Annotated in this window: 13 protein-coding genes; 9 read left to right on the top strand and 4 right to left on the bottom strand. The window is 67.3% G+C overall.

Annotation, left to right across the window (positions count from 1 at the left end):
- Positions 1-32 precede the first annotated feature (32 nt).
- Positions 33-1,259, bottom strand: coding sequence for an acyl-CoA dehydrogenase family protein (locus K32_RS03760; RefSeq protein ID WP_201402737.1), 1,227 nt, complete (start codon positions 1,257-1,259; stop codon positions 33-35).
- Positions 1,260-1,736: 477 nt separating this feature from the next.
- Between K32_RS03760 and K32_RS03755 the strand changes: the two genes are divergently transcribed.
- The gene (locus tag K32_RS03755; RefSeq protein ID WP_244669958.1) at positions 1,737-3,923 is read left to right on the top strand and encodes a bifunctional diguanylate cyclase/phosphodiesterase; all 2,187 of its coding nucleotides are present in this window, start codon (positions 1,737-1,739) and stop codon (positions 3,921-3,923) included.
- Positions 3,907-6,417, top strand: a complete 2,511-nt coding sequence (locus K32_RS03750) for a sensor histidine kinase (RefSeq protein WP_201402736.1) — start codon at positions 3,907-3,909, stop codon at positions 6,415-6,417. The genes K32_RS03755 and K32_RS03750 overlap by 17 nt, the downstream gene beginning before the upstream one ends.
- Before the next feature lie 52 nt (positions 6,418-6,469).
- Here the strand turns inward: K32_RS03750 and K32_RS03745 are convergent, their stop codons facing one another.
- The 3 genes from K32_RS03745 to K32_RS03735 all read right to left on the bottom strand — a co-directional run bounded on the left by K32_RS03745 (position 6,470) and on the right by K32_RS03735 (position 9,881).
- Complete coding sequence (locus K32_RS03745; RefSeq protein ID WP_244669833.1) at positions 6,470-7,432, bottom strand: crotonase/enoyl-CoA hydratase family protein; 963 nt, start codon at positions 7,430-7,432, stop codon at positions 6,470-6,472.
- 238 nt (positions 7,433-7,670) lie between these two features.
- Complete coding sequence (locus K32_RS03740) at positions 7,671-8,984, bottom strand: mandelate racemase/muconate lactonizing enzyme family protein (protein WP_244669832.1); 1,314 nt, start codon at positions 8,982-8,984, stop codon at positions 7,671-7,673.
- Between the two features lie 129 nt (positions 8,985-9,113).
- Positions 9,114-9,881, bottom strand: coding sequence for a FadR/GntR family transcriptional regulator (locus K32_RS03735; protein ID WP_201402735.1), 768 nt, complete (start codon positions 9,879-9,881; stop codon positions 9,114-9,116).
- A gap of 433 nt (positions 9,882-10,314) precedes the next feature.
- Here K32_RS03735 and K32_RS03730 point away from each other — a divergent pair, with 433 nt between their 5' ends.
- The 7 genes from K32_RS03730 (at position 10,315) to K32_RS03700 (ending at position 17,859) form a co-directional block, all read left to right on the top strand.
- Positions 10,315-11,280 (top strand): mannonate dehydratase, encoded by a 966-nt coding sequence (locus K32_RS03730; protein ID WP_201402734.1) that lies wholly within the window; start codon positions 10,315-10,317, stop codon positions 11,278-11,280.
- Between the two features lie 268 nt (positions 11,281-11,548).
- Entirely contained in the window at positions 11,549-11,719 is a 171-nt protein-coding gene (locus tag K32_RS03725; RefSeq protein ID WP_201402733.1) for a hypothetical protein, read from the top strand.
- Between the two features lie 3 nt (positions 11,720-11,722).
- Positions 11,723-12,226, top strand: coding sequence for an RNA polymerase sigma factor (locus tag K32_RS03720; RefSeq protein WP_201402732.1), 504 nt, complete (start codon positions 11,723-11,725; stop codon positions 12,224-12,226).
- 103 nt (positions 12,227-12,329) lie between these two features.
- Complete coding sequence (locus K32_RS03715) at positions 12,330-13,289, top strand: FecR domain-containing protein (RefSeq protein ID WP_201402731.1); 960 nt, start codon at positions 12,330-12,332, stop codon at positions 13,287-13,289.
- Positions 13,290-13,447: 158 nt separating this feature from the next.
- Positions 13,448-13,963: an RNA polymerase sigma factor gene (locus K32_RS03710; protein ID WP_201402730.1), complete on the top strand. Its 516-nt coding sequence runs from the start codon at positions 13,448-13,450 to the stop codon at positions 13,961-13,963.
- 112 nt (positions 13,964-14,075) lie between these two features.
- A complete protein-coding gene (locus K32_RS03705; RefSeq protein ID WP_244669828.1) occupies positions 14,076-15,128 on the top strand; it encodes a FecR family protein in 1,053 nt (350 codons plus the stop codon).
- A 67-nt stretch (positions 15,129-15,195) separates the two neighbouring features.
- Positions 15,196-17,859 carry a TonB-dependent receptor gene (locus K32_RS03700; protein WP_201402729.1) on the top strand — a complete coding sequence of 888 codons (2,664 nt, stop codon included), beginning with the start codon at positions 15,196-15,198 and terminating at the stop codon, positions 17,857-17,859.
- The last annotated feature ends 74 nt before the right edge of the window (positions 17,860-17,933 follow it).

Below are 17,933 nucleotides of genomic sequence, written 5' to 3'. Positions count from 1 at the left end.
GGCATGCACCGGCGGCTGCGAGACCTGCCGGATCAGGCGACCTTGCCGATCCGCCACTGGGCCGGATGCGGCGCGCCGTTGACGGCGAAGTCACCGATGATGCGGTCCTTGTAGATGCGCGGATTGTGCGACGACAGCGTGCGCGCATTGCGCCAGAACCGGTCGAGCGCCACGCCCTTGCGCGTCGCCGAAGCGCCCAGCGCATCGAACACGGACGCAGTCGCGTCGAGAACCAGGCTCGACACGATGACCTGCGCCTGTGCGACCTCGATGTCGGCGATCGCGGCGGCGGCCGCCTCGCCGTCCGCGTTGCCGGCAAGCCTCTGCTCGAAGGCGCGCTGCAGCGCCTCCGCCGCCTTCAGCACGATCGCCCCGGCCGCATAGGCGGAGGCGCGGACGCGGCCGACCACCTGCAGGACCTGCGGATCCTCGCTCGAACGCGGGCCGGCGCCATTGCTGTAGTGGCGCGTGCGGGCGGCGACGGACGTCGCGAGCTCGGTCGCCGCCGCGCGGCCGATGCCGGCCAGCGTCGCCAGATGCACCAGCTGGAAGAAGGCCTGGCCGTATTGGATGCGACCGTCATTCTCGACCAGCTGCGCCGGCTCGACCGCGACGTCGGTGAAGACGGTCGTGCCGCTCGCCGTGCCGATCTGGCCGAAGCCGTCCCAGTCGTCGAAGATCTCGACGCCGGGCGCGTCGGTGCGCACGAGGATGCCGATCGGCGCGTCGTCCTCGCCCGTCGCGGTGACGTCGATCCATTCCGCGAACAGCGAACCGGTGGTGTAGTATTTGGTCCCGTTCAGTTTCCAGCGCTCGCCGTCCCGGGCCAGCCGCGTCGAGAATGTCAGCTGCTTGGCGTCGCCTACCTCGGTCCAGGCATTGCCGACCGTGTCGCCGGCCGCGAGCCGCTCGAACCAGTTCGTCTGCCAGGCGCGCGACTGCGTGCTGACGATCTCCTCGGCAAAGCCGAAATGCGCGCGAAGCGCCTGCGTCGCGTTCGAATCCGCCGCCGACAGCTCGATCAGCAGCGCGAAAAGCTCCGGAAGCGACGCACCGAAACCGCCCTGTTCGCGCGGGACCCGCAGGGCGCCGAAGCGCGCGACCTTCAGCAGCGCGAGTTCCTCATAGGGCAGGCGACGGGAAACCTCGCGCTCGACGGCTCCCGCCGCGATCTTCTGGAACACCGGCCGGAAGGTCTCGGCCAGCGCCTCGTAGGAAGCGCTCGGGCCCGCGCCCCAGGCCGCGTCGATCTGCGTCATCTCTCGTGATCCTCGCCTGACAGAAGAGGGTGATGCTTCCGCCGTGAGCGACATGGCCGCCGCCGGCGCGATGGAGCGGTCCCGGATGAGCCAAGACCTCGCCAAGGGAAGCCTGTTTCCAGCGATATCCGATCGGTCGGAGCGCTTACAGAAACCGCATCATGCGCGGAACGGCGCGACGGGAAAATTATGCCCGTCGCCTCGCGGAGCCGGCGATTGCCATGAAAAACGGGCGCCACCCCGCCGGAGCGGCGCGCATCCGGGGTCGAGGCTGGGGAAATGTCTCTTTTCGCGCTTCACGCGGTTGTTCGCTTCCAGAAGCGTGGCGATCCGGGGCTGCCTCTTGCGTAACAGCCGGGCTACACACATAAATCGCGCTGAGCCACACTCTGCAGCCGCTTCCAAACAGCTTCCAATGCTATACGGTTATCGCAGTCCACCGTGCCCATGCCACCGCAAGAGGCCTTCCGAGTGTCCATGGCACCAGCGCTGATGCTCAAGATCCTCATTGTCGACGACAGCTCGACCAATCAGCGCATCTATTCGAAGCTGGCCCGACAGCTTGAATCCGACATCGATATCCGCACTTTCGGCAATCCCCGCAAAGCCCTCGAATGGCTTGCCGAGAACACCGTCGACCTGATCATCACCGACTACAAGATGCCGACGATGACGGGGGCGGACCTGACCGCGGCCATCCGGGCCGACGTCCGTAACTGGGACGTCCCGATCATCGTCATCACGGCCTATAGCGACCAGCAGTTCCGCGTCACGGCGCTGGAGGCGGGCGCGACCGATTTCCTGCTGAGCCCGGTCGACCATGTCGAGTTCCTCGCCCGCGCCAAGAACCTCCTGAAGCTCCGGACGCAGCAGCTCGTCATCGCCAAGCGGGCGGACCTGCTGGAGATGAGCCTGAACGCCAAGGAGCAATTGCTGCGGGAAAGCCGCGAGGCGCTGGCGCAGGTGATCGACACCGTGCCCGCCATGATCAACGCCACCGACCGCGACGGGCGCTGCGTCTTCGTCAACGCGCATCAGGCCGCCTTCTTCGGCAAGACGCCGGCGGATCTGGTGGGAGAGCCGATCGAGACGCTGCTCGGCGAGGAGCGCGCCCATATCAGCCGCCGGCTCGACCAGCTCGTGCTGAAGACCGGCCGCCCGATCTCGGCCCGCCAGGAAGAGGTGGTGGCGCCGAATGGCGAGCCGCGCATCTACCTGACCAGCAAGGCGCCGCTCTATGACGGCACCGGAACGATCGCCAGCGTCCTTTCGACCTCGATCGACATCACCGAGCAGCGCCATGCCGAGCGGCGCCTGCTCCACATTGCCAACCATGATTCCCTTACGGGCCTGCCGAACCGGCTGATGCTGCGCGACCATCTCCGGCGCGAACTGGCGCGCGGCCGACGCGGCGACCAGCATTTCGCTCTGCATTTCATCGACCTCGACCGCTTCAAGGCCGTCAACGACGCGCATGGCCACCACCGCGGCGACGAGCTGCTGCAGCGCGTCGCCGATGCGCTGAAGGGGCTGGTCGGCGACCGCCATACCGTCGCCCGCCTCGGCGGCGACGAATTCGCCATCCTGCAATCCGACATCGACGGGCCGGATGACGCCAGCCGCATGGCCCAGTCGATCCTCGACCTGCTCAACAGCGAGGAAGACAGCCCGCTCGCGCTCAATATCGGCGCCAGCATCGGCGTCACGCTCGCGCCGCAGGACGGAACCGACCCGGACGAGCTGCTGAAGAATTCCGACCAGGCGATGTATCTGGCCAAGTCGCTGGGCGGCGGCATCTGGCGCTTCTTCGCGGCCGACATGCGCCCGCGCGCCAGCCAGACGGCGCATCTCGAGAGCGAGCTGCGCGGCGCCCTTTCGCGGCGTGAACTGGTGCTGCACTACCAGCCGCAGATCGATCTCCGCAGCCGGAAGGTGGTCGGCGCCGAGGCGCTGCTGCGCTGGCAGCATCCGCAGCGCGGCCTGCTGGCCCCCGGCTCGTTCCTGGCGCTTGCCGAGGAGACGGGCCTGATCCTGCCGATCAACGAGTGGGTGCTGAACGAGGCTTGTCGCCAGGGCGCCGCCTGGGAAGGCGCCGGGCTCGGCGACCTGCGCGTCGCCGTCAACATGTCGCCGATCCAGTTCAAGCGGCAGGGCGTGGAGAATTTGGTCAAGGACGCGCTGCGGTCGAGCGGCATGCGGCCGACATCGCTGGAGCTGGAGCTGACCGAAGGCATCCTGCTCGGCAATGACGAGCAGATCGTCAAGCAGATGCATGTCTTGCGCTCGCTCGGCGTGACGCTGTCGGTCGACGATTTCGGCACCGGCTATTCCTCGCTCAGCTATCTCCGCAGCTTCCCGCTGCACCGGCTGAAGATCGACCGCTCCTTCGTGCAGGACCTCGGCAACGATCCGAGCGCGCTTGCCATCGTGCGCACCATCATCGACCTCGGCCATATTCTGCATCTGCAGGTGCTTGCCGAGGGCGTCGAGTCGGAACCACAGCTTTCGCTTCTGCGTTCGGAAAGCTGTGACGAGGTGCAGGGCTACTTCTTCAGCCGGCCGCTGCCGGCGGAGGCCTTCGCCGACTGGATCGCGCAATACGGCGAAGGGACTTCCGGCCCCGTGCAGGGTTCGACGGAGACCGAACATGCGAGCGCCAGCTAGGGTGCTCCAGACGCTGGCCGCACCGTTCCGCTGGATGGCCGCACGACTGCGGGACCGGCCCGACAGCGAGCACGAGATGAGCTACAACCGGCTCGTCTTCGCGATCATCATCGTCATCGTGCTGCTCGTGAACCGGGGCGGCAACGAGATCGGCCAGGCGCTCGACGTCATGGCGCTCTACATCACCCTGGCGCTCGGGGTGCTCGGCCATATCCTGCTCTATCCCGGCATCTCGCGCGGCCGGCGCCTCTTCGCGCTGCTGATGGATTGCGGCTTCCTCTCCTGGCAGATGCACCTCGGCGGCGGCGTCGCGGCGCTGTTCTTTCCGATCTATCTCTGGGTCATCTTCGGCAACGGCTTCCGCTTCGGCCTGACCTCGCTCGCGATCGCCATTCCCGTCGCGACGATTTCGTTCGGCATCGTCGTGATGACGACGCCGTTCTGGTACGAGCGCTGGTATCTCTCGGCGGGATTGCTGGGCGGGCTCGTCATCCTGCCCGCCTATGCCGGCACGCTGATCCGCAAGCTTTCGCTCGCGACCCAGGCGGCCGAGGAGGCCAGCCAGGCGAAGAGCCTGTTCCTCGCCAGCGTCAGCCATGAGCTGCGCACGCCGCTGACCGCCATCGTCGGCATGACGGGGTTGCTGCGCAACACGCCGCTCGTCCCCGAACAGCGCGACATGGTCGAGACGGTGGATGTCGCGACCCGTTCGCTGCAATCGCTGATCAACAGCCTGCTCGATCTCTCGCGCATCGAGGCCGGGCGGATGCCGGTGTCGAACGAGGCGATCGACCTCGCGGCGCTGCTTCTCGACGCGCGCCGGCTCGTCGAGAGCCAGGTGCGCGAGCGCGGGCTGAGCTTCGCCATCCACGTCACGCCCCGCACGCCGCTGCTCTTGCACGGCAGTCGGCAGCACCTGCATGAGATCCTGGTCAACCTCGTCGGCAACGCCGTGAAGTTCACCCGCGAGGGCGGCGTGACGATCGCGGTCGACGGCCAGACCGAGGAAGACGGCAGCCTTCGCCTGATGATGGAGATCAGCGATACCGGCATCGGCATCGCGCCGAAGGACCAGGAACGCATCTTCGAGGACTTCACGCAGGCCAACGCCAGCATCATGAACCGCTTCGGCGGCACCGGCCTCGGCCTCGCCATCGCGCGGCGGCTGGTGGAACTGCTCGGCGGTTCGATCTCGGTCGAAAGCGCGCTCGGCGAAGGCAGTACCTTCCGCTTCAACATCCTTGTCCAGACGCTGCCGGACGAGGCGCTGATGGAGGAGCCCTGGCGCGAGCGCGGCGTCGTAGTGGTCTGCCGCGATATCGCGCCGCTCGCGGCGCTGACGGAGACGCTCGCAGCCCTCGGCGTGAAGCCGAAGATCGCCGATCCGCGGCTCGGACCGATGCGCATGTTCCCGCCCGAGGCGGCCGGCGCCATCCGCCTGCTCTTCGAGCCGGACACCCAGAATCTGGCGCTGCCGTCCGGCGGCACGGGGGGCTCGACGCCGAAGGTCGTGCTGATCCAGCCGCAGGCCTTCCCGTCGCTGCCCGGCCTGTCCATCCGGCAGCGCTGCGTCAGCCTGCTGTCGGAGCGCCCGACGGCGACGGAGCTGCGCCGCGCGCTGACGATCGCCTGCCGGCTGGCGGCGCCGGTGCCGATGCTCGTTCCCCTGACGACGGCGGCGGTCCCGCGCCCGGTGCCGCAGGCCCGGCCCTGCCGCGTGCTGCTCGCCGACGACAACCGCATCAACCAGCGCGTCTTCTCCCGCATTCTGGAAGAGGCCGGACACGCCGTGCTCATCGCGGAGACCGGCGACCAGGCGCTCGACCTGCTGGAGGACAAGGCGGACCAGCTCGACATCGTGCTGATGGACTTCAACATGCCCGATACGGACGGGCTGGAGGCGACCAAGCTCTACCGCGTGATGGAGACCGGGGGACGGCATCTTCCGATCGTCGGCCTGACGGCCGATGCGACCGCGCTCAATGACAGCCGCTGGCGCGACGCGGGGATGGACGACTGCCTGATCAAGCCGGTGGAGCCCTCCGCGCTCATCGCCGCCATCGAGCGGATCACCCGCGGCGGGGCGGACGCACCTGTCCCGAAGGGGAGCCGGCCGACGCTCGTTCGCACCGAGATCCTGCCCAGCCTCGACGAGAAGGCGGTCGAGCGGCTGGAAAAGCTCGGCAGCACGGAGTTCGTGCTCGAACTGATGGACGATTATCTGGCCGACGCCGAGATCATGCTCGAACGACTGGTCAAGAGCGCCGCCAAGGGCGACCTGGAAGCGTTCCGCACCGATGACCATGCGCTGCAGAGCAGCTCGGCCAATATCGGCGCCGTGGCGCTCGGCCGCATCTGTTCTCCCTGGCGCGAGCTGCGCGGGGACGAGTTGCGGGCCGCCTCGGCGGAGTTCGCGCGTCAGGCCAGGGCGGAGCTCCGGCGGACGCAGAAGGCCATGCGCGCCTATTCGGCGCGCGAGGCGGGATTGGGCTGACAGCCAGCCGGGGCGTTGGCGATGCGCCGGTCGAGCGCATCGCCAATCGGTGTCATTCGGCGGCCACGAGGATCGGGGCCTCGGTCTGCAGGCTGGCAAGCCGGCGGTTCTGGGCCGAGCAGAGCCGGTCCATCTTGCGCAGATCGGCTTCGGTCAGGTTCAGCGCCGCCTCGGCCCAGATGTCGACGACATCGATGAGTTCCTCGAGCGTCACCGGGTTGACGCGCCGACGGGCCCGATACATGGCCTGGTGGGCGTTGTGCTTGCGGTTGTGCTTGGCGATGTAGTCCATCGCGGCCCACTGGCCCTGCCCGTCTTCCGCCAGGACGTCGACAACGCCCATGTCGTAGAGCTCCTCGGCCGTGTGGATGCGGCCCGACAGGATCAGCGCCTCGGCCTTGTCACGGCTCATGCGCCGCGACAGGAAGCTGTACGCGCCCATGCCGGGGAACATGTTGAACAGGATTTCCGGCAGGCCCATCTTCGCGCTGCGCTCGGCCACGATCAGGTCGAACGACAGCGCATGCTCGAAGCCGCCGCCCAGCGCGTCGCCCTGGACCAGCGCCATCGTCACCACCGGCGCGTCGAAGGCGACGACGTTGCGGTGAATGGCCTCGACGGCGACATGGCCGTAGTGGCGCATCGCATCGAGGTCGCGGCTGCGGATGCGCTGGGCGAAATGCCCGAGATCGCCGCCGAGATTGTAGATGCCCGGCACGGCCGAGGCCATGACGAACCAGGAGAACGGCGCGGCGGCCTGGTTCGGCAGGTTGGCGAAGGCGCCGGTGATCGACTTCTGCATCCGGCTGATGTCGTCCATCAACTCATGCGTGTAGGAGGGCTTGCCGACCGGCTCCATGAAGCACCAGCAGGTGGCGTTCACCGTGTCGATATCGAGGTGGATGTTGTCGTAGCCATTGTCGCGGATCGCCCGCACGGCATCCGCCGTCGCGGAACCGGAAGCCACGGTGTTCAGGGCAATGGGATCGTTGTTGTTCATTCGCAGGGCAGTCATCTTCTCTTCTCCATCTGTTGGTTAGGCCGCAAGCGCGTCACGCGGGAGGATGCCGCAAGGACAGCCACCAGCATAATAAGCTCAACACCTATAACGGGAGCGAGAAGTTAACGGGTCAATCATGCGAATTCGTGCCGCGAGCCGCATTTGCGGGCGGATCAAAGGGGTCGCTCAGCAGGGACCCGGCGGCTTTCCAGGGGCGCGGCGCGCCTTCACGACGCGCCCCGGAGCGATCCGATCAGTCGTGCGCCAGCCAGTCCGGACCGACGCGCAGCTGGTTCCATTCGCTGGTGTCGCCGAAATATTCGGCCCCTTCGCGCAGGTTCTCGCGGATCACCTCTTCGTTGAGGTCGATGCCGAGACCCGGCGCGTCGGGAACCGTGACATAGCCGTCGGCCATGTAATCGGCGTCGAGGCCGGTCACGAGATGGCGGAAGAACGGCAGGTCGAGACCATGATGCTCGACAGCGACGAGGCTGGCTATCGACGCGCCGAGATGGACGTTCGCCATGAAGCCGACCGGCGAGCAGCAGGCATGCAGCGCGGTCGGGATGCCGAAGCGCTCGGCGTGATCGGCGATCCGCTTCGTCTCCATCAGGCCGCCTGACGAGAGCATGTCGGGATGGATGATGTCGAAGGCGCGCGTCTCGATCGCCTCGCGGAACCCTTCCCAGAGATAGAGGTCCTCGCCGGCCGCGACCGGCGTCAGCAGCGCATCGGCGACCTTCTTGTGGTTGGCGATGTCGGTCCAGGGCAGCGGATCCTCGATCCAGGCGAGGTTGTAGGGCTCGAGCGCCCGGCCGATGCGGATCGCCTCGTCGGCGGTGACGAAGCCCTCGCCGAAATGGTCGGTGCAGAGCGAAACCTCATCGCCGACCGCCTCGCGCACCGCCGCCGTGATCTCCGCCGCCAGCTCGACGCCGCGCTCGCTGATCCGCGCGCCCGCTCCCCGGCCCGGCGCGTACCACTGCTTGTACTGCGGATATTCGAACTTCGTCGCCGCGCCGACCAGCGCGCCCGGGGTCGCCTCGAAGAGCTCGCCCGGCAGGTCGAACTTGATGAAGGTCAGCCCCATGGCGAGACGCCGCTTCACCACCTCGACATAGCCCTCCGGCGTCATCTGGCGCGGCGCCGGCGTGTCGCCATAGAGGCGAACCTTGTCGCGATACTTGCCGCCGAGCAGCTGGTAGCAGGGAATTCCATAGACCTTGCCGACGAGGTCCATCAGCGCGATCTCGATGCCGCAGACGCCGCCGCCCTCGCGGCTGTCATTGCCGTAGCTCTTGATCGACTTGAACAGGTAGTCGACGTTGCAGGGGTTCTGACCGACCAGAAGATGCTTGAGCCGCAGCGCCGTGTCCGGATGCGCGGCGTCGCGAACCTCGCCGAGGCCATAGACGCCCTGGTTGGTGTCGATCTTCAGGATCGGGTAGTAGCCTTGGCCGACGATGGTCGCGACCCGGATGTCGGTGATCCGCAGATCGCTCGGACGCGAATCCATGCGCACGGCGTTTTCGAGGCTCTCCGCGAGCGGCGCGGCGGTGATCGTCATGGTCTTCCTCCCTGGTCTTCTTGTCAGCCGAGCCCGTTTGACCCGGCCGCCTGTCGATGCGCGGCGTGCCCCTCCCGCTCCGCGCCCCGTCGTCCGGATCGCGGTTGCCGCGGCTCCTGCCCGTGATGGTCAGGAAATCTTGTTATCCTCCGCGAGCGACCCGGAACGCGCTGCCCGAGGGGAGACCGGATCCAGGGTCATGATGCGGTGGATGGCGAGGTCGAAATGCAGCGCCATCAGCGCGCCCGCGCCCGGCTCGTCCTGTTCGTCGATCAGGGTCACCAGCTTGCGATGGTCGGCATAGTTCTTCTTCCAGTCCTCTTCGCTCGGATGCCGCAACAGGCCCTCGCGCATCGTGTCGCGCATGACCTCGCGGATGGAGGCGACGAGATGAAACATCATCTGGTTCTTCGAGGCGCGCGCGATGGCGAGATGGAGCTGCACGTCCATCTCGAGGAACGCGTCCGGGTCTGCGCCCAGATTGTCGCCCATGCTGCGCACGCTCGCCCACATGCTGGCGAGATCCTCGGGCGAACGCCGGCGCGCCGCCAGAATGGCGCCCTGCACTTCGATGCCCCGGCGCAGCTCCAGCAGGTCGATCACCGCCTCGCGCTCCGTCCGCGCGAAGCGGTCGAAGAAGTCGATCAGCACGCTGTTCGTCATCGGGCGCACGCGGGCGCGCTTGCCATTGGCGATCTCGATCAGGCCCTTGGCCTGAAGCGACTTCATCGCCTCACGGACGATCGACCGGCTGACCCCGAACTCGGCCGCGAGATCCATCGAGGACGGCAGGAACTCCCCCGAACCGAGCCGCTCGGAAACGATGAGGTCGCGGATATGCGCCTCGATCTGGTCCGCCAGCGTCACTCTCTGGGCGTGCAGGTTCGGGAAATCCATCGGTGCATGTTCTCCGCCGGCCTGGGCCGTTCCGCGCCTCGCGAACAGGCAATGGGTAGCTTCAAAATTCGGCCAAGGCAATGCTGTCCTACAGGTGGACAGCTATACAGGACGATGCTAGCGTCGCCTCAACAGAACAGACGCAGGTCACGAAAGACAGGTTCTTAGCCGGCTTTCGCAAGATCACGCGCATCGAGGAGACGAACCCGCTGACCCCTCCGGCCGCGCATCCCGAAAGGGAGGACGCAGCTTGCCCACTCTTCCCCGCAGAGACGTCGCGAAGGCCCCGGCCTGGCGCGATCCCCCGTCCGATCGGGCGAGAGAGAGGCAGGGTCATTCGGGAGCGTAACCGCCAGGGCGGCGAGGCGTCAGGCTTCGCCGTTCTCTACCCTTCGGCCCGCGCCGACAAAAACCAACACCGAGGAACCGCCCCATGCTCGAAATCGCTGAGATCATCCAGCCCACGCCCTCCCCCGTCTGGAGACTGGCGAAACAGGCCGGCGTCGACGTCGCCGTCGGCGGATTGCCGACCCCGGATCTGCTCGAACCCGGCGAGGCGCCGTGGGATCTCGGCCCGCTCACCCGCCTCAAGGCGCGCTACGAGCAGGCCGGTTTCCGGCTGGCGGTGATCGAGGCGCGGCCGCCGCTCAACAAGGCGAAGCGCGGCCTGCCCGGCCGCGACGAGGAAATCGCCACCGTCTGCACGCTGATCGAGAACATGGGCAAGCTCGGCGTGCCCGTCTGGTGCTACGAGTGGATGACCGACTTCAACTGGGTGCGCACCAATCTGTCGACGCCGTCGCGCGGCGGCTCGGTGGTGACCAGCTTCAACATCGACGACGTGCCGGAGGATCTGACCAGCAACCCGCCGATCGACGAAGAGGCGCTCTGGACCAACCTCGAATACTTCCTGAACAAGGTCCTGCCGGTCGCCGAGAAGGCGAACGTCAAGCTCTCGATGCATCCGGACGATCCGCCGCTCTCGCCGATCCGCGGCGTCGGCCGCATCATGCGCAGCATCGAGAACTACCAGCGCCTGCTCGACCTGTCCTCCAGCCCGATGAACACCATCACGCTCTGCCAGGGCAATTTCGCGCTGATGACCGATGATCTGCCGGCGGCGATCCGCAAGTTCGGCAAGAAGATCTCCTTCGTGCATTTCCGCGACGTGCGCGGAACGCCGCGCGCGTTCGAGGAGACCTGGCACGATGACGGCAAGACCGACATGCTGGCCTGCATGAAGGCCTATCGCGACATCGGCTACGAGGGCGTCCTGCGGCCGGACCACGTGCCGACGGTCGAGGGCGACAGCAACGAGGACGCCGGTTACTCGGCCTTCGGACGCCTCTACGCCATCGGCTACATCCGCGGCCTGCACCAGGCCGTCTACGCGGAATAGCCAGAGGCCCTTCCGCCGGGATTTCCAGCCCTCGACAAGCCCCGTCCGGCCGCCGCTCCAGAAGCACGGCCGGGCGGGGCAAAACATGTCCCACCCGCGTTTCCGCAACGATTTCCGGTTGTTGGCGCCTTGCGCCGGAGAGCCTTAGAAACTCTCTAAATCATTGGTGTTGCAACGCTTTTGATCCTCCCTTATCCGAACGTCCAGGTTGAACCCACTCGCCGTGTCGGAGGCGCGCGAGCTCCCACCCTCACCTGTGCAGCGCCTCATGACCGCGACGTTCACGACCGACAGCCCGGAAAACCCCGCTCCGATCCGCCTCCGCCACTGGCATCCGCCGATGGTGACGGCGCCGATCCCTCGCGGCGGAAGGCGCCTGCAACGGCCGGACCGGGTCGCCGCGTCGCTCGATCGCCTGCAGCGCCATGGCGGGTGGTAGGGCATGTCCTGGGACATTCAGAGCCTGTTCCGGCGCCACGCCAAGGAAATCACCCGCGCCCTGCGCCGGCGCGGCCTGAACGAGGAGACGGCGGCCGACATCACGCAGGACACGTTCCTGCGCGTGCTGGCCTCGCCGCCGCAGGAAGGCACGGCGAACCACAATCCGCGCGCCTATCTGCATCAGGTCTCGCGCAATCTCAGCATCAACTACATCCAGCGCAACCGCCGGTCCGAGATGATCGACGTCGCCGACGAGATGCTGCTGCAGATCGCCGATCCGACGCCGTCGCCCGAGGTGGTGCTCTATGACCGCCAGCGCCTGCGGCAGGTCGAGGCGGCGCTGGCGGAACTGCCCGAACGCACCCGGGTCGCCTTCGAGCGGCATCGCCTCGGCGGCCAGACCCTCGCCGCCATCGGCCAGGAACTCGGCCTGTCGACGACGAGGACCTGGGCGCTGATCCGCGAGGCCTATCGCCATATCGTGCTCCGGACCGGGAGCCTCTGAACGAATTCTCCGTCACGAGGCGAAAATTCCGCCGCGCCAGGGGTATTAGAGGACGAGCACGCAGGGGACCCGGCCATCGTGCGGGCCGGCCGGGAGGGGCAGCATGAGCGAAAGGACGCCGGACACCGATCGGTTGCTCGACGAGGCGATAGACCTGGTAATCCGCCTGCAGACCGCCGCCGACAATCCGGTGGCGATCGAGATGATCCGCGCCTGGCGGGCGCGCAGCCCCGAGCATGAGCGGATCTGGATCCAGGTCTCCGACGTGCACGGAATGAGCGGCAAGGTCCTGACCGACCGGCACGAGGCCGAGCGCCGGCGGCGCCAGGCGCCCTCGCGCCGCAACTTCATGCTGGGCGGCGCCGTAGGCCTCGGCGCGCTCGCCGCCGGGTCGCTCTTCGGCCCCGACGCGATCCTTCGCGCCCGCGCCGATCACATCACCGACAAGGGCGAGATCCGCCGCATCGATCTGCCCGATGGCAGCCTGACGACGCTCGGCCCCGACAGCGCCATCGCCATCGCCTTCAGCGACGCCCGGCGCGGCATCGTGCTGCTGAAAGGCATGTCGTTCTTCGACGTGACGGCGGACACCGGCCGTCCGTTCCAGGTCGAGGCAGGCGATCTCACCGCCACTGCGCGCGGCACCGCCTTCGACGTATCGAGCGACGCCGGCATCGTCAGCGTCTCGGTCGACGAGGGGCTCGTCGAGACCCAGGCCGGCGGACAGGCGGAGGCAACGCTCAGCCTCGATGCCGGTGACTGGATGAGCTTCGATCCCGCCCAGCAGGCGGTCGAGCGCGGACGTCGCGAACCCGGCCAGATTGGCTCCTGGCGGGACAAGCTCATCCTGGCGGACCGGGAGCCGCTGTCGGCGCTGGTCGCCCGGATCGGGCGCTGGGTGCCCGGACGGATCCTCATCGCCGATCCCTTCGTCGGGGCGCAGAGGGTGAGCGGCCTGTTCGATCTGAGCGATCCACACCGCGCGCTCGAGGCGGCGGTGCTGCCGGCCGGCGGCCGCGTCCGCCAGGCCTCGTCCTTCCTGACGGTGATCTCGCCGCTCTGAGACGAAGCGGCGGCGGTGCGGACGGGACCAGTCTAGAGACAGTCTAAATCATTGGCGTTGCGTGATCTTTTCGGCTGGACTATCTGACGGCTCAGGTTGCCCCCACTCGCCGTATCGACGATGCGCGAGCCTGCTCTTGCCCCGCGCCGCCTCCCGTCATGCCCACGATCCTGAACGACGCATTTCAACTGCATCGCCGGTCCCTGACCTGGAGCGTGATGCGCATCGTGCGCGACCCGCAGATCGCCGAGGACCTGGCGCAGGAGACCTATGTCCGGGCCCACAAGGCGATCGAGGCGGGTCCGATCGAGCACATCGAGGCCTTCCTGCACCAGACCGCCCGCAATCTGGCGCTCGACTATCTGCGCCGGCGCAAGACGCGGGCCCGCGTCGAGACGGACGGCCTCAGCGACGAAATGCTGGAAAGCATCCCTGCCGATACACCCTCGCTGGAGACCGAGATCATGGAGCGCGAGCGGCTGCGGCTGTTCCAGGCCGCGCTCGCAACCTTGCCCGAGCGCGTGCAGCAGGTGGTCCGGCTGAGCCGGATCGAGGAATGGACCAATGCCCGGATCGCGCTGCATCTCGGCGTTTCCGAGCGCACCGTCTTCAACGATCTGAAGCTCGCCATGGCGCATTGTCGCGATGCGCTGGCTCGGAAGGACAAGGGTTGATCGCGGCCTCGCGGGCGGGCGATCCGGAGCCCGAAACTTTTTTTGCCGGATTCCAGACTGCGAAACGTCATCTCTATAAAGACCCGAAGGCCCAGACGATCGGATGAGTTGCGTGGGACGAGAGAGTTCAGAGGACGACGTCCGCGCCGAAGCCATGCCGCCCACCGGCAGGCAGGACGACGAGACCGTCGACCTCATCGAGGACGAGGCGCTCGACTGGTTCGCGCGCCTGCGCAACGCGACGCCGGGCGCCGCCGAACTGGCCGAATTCCAGGCCTGGCATCAGCAGAGCCCGCGCCATGCCGAGGCGTTTGCCGACCTCGAGGCGATCTGGGGATCGTCCGCCTTCGCCAGCGCCGTTCGCAGCCTGCCCGTCGCGCCCCCGTCGCCGGCCAAGGCGCCCGCGCGACGCGCCGGCCGGACGACGGCGAGCGCCCCTCCGGCAAAGCGGCTGCGCTTGAAGTTCGGCGCCGTCGCGGCGCTCCTGATGCTGGCGATCGGCATCTGGCAGGCGCCGGCGCTGTGGCTGCGCTGGCAGGCCGACTATCTCACCGCCGCCGGCGACCGGGCGACGATCCGGCTGCCGGACGGCTCGACCATGATCCTCAACACCGCGTCGGCCGTCGCGCTCGATTTCGACGGCGGACGCCGGAACGTGCGTCTGCTGCAGGGCGAGGCCTTCTTCGACGTGCAGCACGACCCCGCGCATCCCTTCCACGTCGCCGCGCAGTTCGGCGTCGTCGAGGTGAAGGGCACGGCGTTCTCGGTGCGGGCGGACGAGGCGCGCGACGCGGTCATTCTCGAGCGCGGCCGCGTCGAGGTCCGGCGCACATCCGAACAGGCCGACCGCGCGACGCTGGAACCGGACGAGCAGGTCTTCGCCTCCGCCGGCGGCCTTTCCGCCGTCGAGCCGGCGGATCCGGCGACGGCGCTCGCCTGGCGACAGGGGCGCATCGTCTTCGACGACCAGCCCATCGCCAAGGTGCTCTCGGAGCTGCGCCGCTATCGCAGCGCCCCCATCCTCGTCACCGCCAGCCTGGCCGATGGATTTCGCGTCAGCGGCAACTACAGGACGACCGACATAGAAGGCGCGCTGCAGTCCCTTGCGGACGCCGCCGGCGTCACGCTGACGGCCCTGCCGGGCGGCGTCATAATCCTTCGCTAGAAATTCAACTTTTCTTTTCCGGTTTCGCTCCCCTCGAACGTCGGGTGTGTGAGAGGTCGATTTCGGCGTGACGCCGGACGGCCTCTTCGATCTGGAAAAGGGGCTTTGCGGCATGACGAACGGGATGATGACCACCGGCGCAGGTAGTAGCGCAGGGGAGCGCCGACGCTCGAAACGCCGCCTCGCCTCGCTGCTCGTGACCTCCGCCGTGATCGGCCTGGCGACGGGCCTCGCCCCCATGCAGGCCTCGGCGCAATCCGCCGCGCCGGCTGCGACCGGCAGCCAGGCCATCGCCTTCTCCATTCCCGCCCAGCCGCTTCCCGCCGCCATCAACGCCTTCATCGGCGCGACCGGTTGGCAGATCAGCTATTCGTCCGCGCTGGCGCGCGGCAAGAAGTCGGCGACCGTCACGGGCACGATGACGCCGGCGCAGGCGCTGCAGCGGCTGGTGGCCGGCACCGGCCTGCAGGTCCGCATCGGCGCCCCCGGCTCGGCCGCGCTGGTCGATCCGGCGACGGCAGGTGCGGCGGCTTCGAGCGATGGCACGACGGTCCTCGACGTCATCGACGTCACCGCCGGCGGCGGCGGCACGACGGCCTCGGACCTGCCCTTCGCCTCGCCCGGCTCGGTCGCGCACATCTCGGGAGCCCAGATCGAGCGCCTGCCGCCGACCTCGGTCGGCGACATCTTCCGCAACACGCCCGGCGTCAACGCCACCGGCAACCGCGTCGGCGCCTCGATGGATCTCAACATCCGCGGCCTGCAGGGCCAGAGCCGCGTCAATGTCATGGTCGACGGCACCCGCCAGACCAACGGCTCCTATCGCGGCTATCGCGGCAGCCGCAGCGAGGTCTATGTCGATCCCGACCTGCTGGCGGGCGTCGACATCAACAAGGGCCCCTATAGCGGCGCCGGCGGCACCGGCGCCATGGGCGGTGTCGTCAACATGCGGACGATCACCGCCCGCGATATCGTCGCGGACGGCAAGACCTATGGCGCGCGCCTGAAGGGAAGCCTCGGCAGCAACACCGAGAGCCCGCAGGCGCCGGGCTCCAAGACCATCCGCGACGACGGATCCGACCTCTTCAACGGCGATGCCTGGACAGGCAATCTCGCCGCCGGCGTCGTCGAGGACAATTACGAGTTCGTCGCCGCCCTCGCGCGGCGCCAGCAGGGCAATTACTTCGCCGGCAAGAACGGCTCCTCGACCTATGTCGACAACCGCGTCGTCTGGCAGCCGCCGACAGAAAGGAAGTTCTCGCCGTTCGGCCCCGGCCAGGAGGTCTTTAACACCTCGCAGGACGTGACCACCCTCCTCACCAAGGGCAAGGTCAAATGGGGCGACGGCCAGTCGCTGGAACTCGGCTACATCCGCTACAACAACAAGTATGGTGAAAATAATGAGACCGTCCTCGGCTTCGCTCTCAGCCCGTTCCTAAATATAAAGGCGGAGCAGTTCGGCCTGAGCGAGACGACGACCAACACCTTCACCTCGACCTACAAGTACAATCCGGAAGGCAATGACTACATCGACCTGACGGCCAATCTGTGGGCCTCCGACGTCGATACTTATAGCGAGACGCTGCGCGCCTTTACGCTCGGCTCCGGCGCTGACGGCAAGACGCGGGTGCGGACCTATGGCGGCGACGTCTCCAATCGCACCGTCGTCGAGACCGGCTTCGGCGTGCTGACGCTGAACAACGGCTTCGAATTCGTCGACGAGCGAGCGCGCGAAAACCAGACCTTCCTCTCCTATCCCAACACCCCGCCCATCTATGCCAGCGTCAACGCCAATGGCGACCGGCTGCTGCTGAGCGCCTTCAACCAAACCCGGCTCGACGTCACCGACTGGCTGCGGCTCGAAGGCAGCGTGCGCTACGATTCCTATGAGGGCCAAGGAAAGGGCGAGATCCTCGGTGATTTGCCGGCGGGCGAGGCCTCGCGCGTCAATCCGTCGGGCACGGTGACGGTGATGCCGTTCGACGGCCTGCAGCTCTTCGCGAGCTACATCGAGGGCTGGCGTCCGCCAAGCCTGCGCGAATGGTCGGCGGTGGGCGCCGGCGGACTGGTTCACAACGCCTATCTGAAGCCCGAAATCTCCAAGAACGTCGAATTCGGCTTCAATGTGAAGCGCGACGACCTCTTCCGGGCCGGCGACGCCTTCCGCCTGAAGGCCGTCTATTTCGACAACAACTATGACGACTACATCATCCGCGGCCGCAACCAGGATTTCATCTACACCTGGTCCAACATCGACAAGGCGAAGTTCCGCGGCTACGAGCTCTCGGCCATGTACGATACCGGCAGCTATTTCGTCGAAGCCGGCTTCACCAAATATGACGACATCCGGTTCTGTGGCTCCAACAGCGCCTGCGACGATGGTGCCGCCGCGACGGATTACGGCATCACCAACGTCCCGCCGAAATATTCGGGCACGGTGACCGCCGGCGCGCGGCTGTTTGACCAGAGGCTGACGGTCGGGACGCGGGTCTATTCCTTCGGCGAGCGCTTCGGCGGCTATGGCCTGGCACCGGGCGCCGTCAACCCGCCGACCGTCTGGACCAAGTCGACGATCGTCGACCTGTTCGGCAGCTACAAGGTCAGCCAGGACGTCACGCTCGACTTCAGCGCCGAGAACCTCACCGACCGCTACTACATGGACGCCATGTCCACCGGCCCGATCCCCTCTCCCGGCCGCACGATCCGCGCCGGCCTGACCGCCAAGTTCTAGGACGCGGGCTCCGGCATCCCCTCCAAATCGTTCGCGAAGAGAGAAAATCCGGGCACCCGGCTTGTATCAGGCTG

The organism is Kaistia sp. 32K (assembly GCF_016629525.1).
Taxonomy (GTDB): domain Bacteria; phylum Pseudomonadota; class Alphaproteobacteria; order Rhizobiales; family Kaistiaceae; genus Kaistia.
Note: the sequence above shows the minus strand (reverse complement) of the source record. Positions and strands in the feature narration are given on the sequence as shown.